The organism is Bartonella sp. CM86QHHN, assembly GCF_042194695.1.
GTDB lineage: Bacteria > Pseudomonadota > Alphaproteobacteria > Rhizobiales > Rhizobiaceae > Bartonella.
This window is the reverse complement of sequence record NZ_JBHIND010000096.1, coordinates 1-1,030: the sequence shown is the minus strand read 5'-3', so window position 1 is coordinate 1,030 and position 1,030 is coordinate 1. Positions and strand designations below refer to the sequence as shown.

General features: G+C 43.7%; 1 pseudogene. It reads left to right on the top strand.

The annotated features are described in order from the left end of the window. Window positions 1-1,030: pseudogene (locus ACFIKX_RS09705) on the top strand (filamentous hemagglutinin); the annotation flags it as partial.

Genomic DNA, 1,030 nt, shown 5'->3' with positions numbered 1-1,030 from the left:
TTATGGCGGTTTAGACTTTCAAAGCACCAATGCCCTTGATATTCACCATGCGCGGCTACAAGCTGTGACAGATCAGGGTGGGACTGGAGATATTCTCTTTATTGCTCCAAGCGTTATGGTGGATAAGGCAAGCTCTGTTTTAGCAGCCAGAGATTTCGTGATCAAAACGAGGGAGATTCACAATAGTGGTCAATTGGCATCGGGGCAGGATTTAGTNGGCAATGGTGCTTTACAAGTTGATGGGGCTTTGTTGAATGATTTTGGTGCCATTTTAGCAGAGGGTGATTTATCTTTTACCAATGCAGATGGCAGCGGAAAAAGCCTTTCCCTTGTTAACAAAGCGGGCTTTATTCAAGCTGGTGGAAACTTAAATATCCAAACCAACACCCTGAAAAACGAAGCCGATAGCACACCTGTCATCACGGAAAAAACGGAATATAGCGATATTTCTTTCCAAAAACCAGAGGGTTCTGATAGGCTCAGTGATGGGATGTTATATCAAGATGGTCCCAACCTTTGGGGACAAGGGCACGAACATCAAAGTCATACCGGACCTTTTAAAGGGCACGTAAAAATTTTCTTGGATGTTCCTCTTTGGTCGAGCAAAGAAGAAACCTATGGCACCGCAATTTCAAGCGATGGAACAGTCTATAAGGCTTTTACTTGGGAATTTAAGCCTGTCTATGATCAAAAGTCCGTAAAACGCTACCAATGGAATGGTTCTCGGCGGAAGGGAGGATGGTTTGGGTCAATAAACGAAGACTGGTCACATATGACAGAAAAGACTGTCACACAAGCATTTTCGCATAAACCAACTGTTTCGGGGGTAATACAATCTAGTGGCAATCTCATCATTAACGCTGATACCATTGACAACCATTATAGCTCTATGAGAGCAGGAGGAAATGCCGATATCCACGCCAATGTGCTGACCAATTTGGGGGCAACGGCTTATAAAAACACTTATCTTGGTTGTCAGGCTAATACAGACAGTTGTTATGGCTATAAAGCTGATGGAAGCCGCGATGTT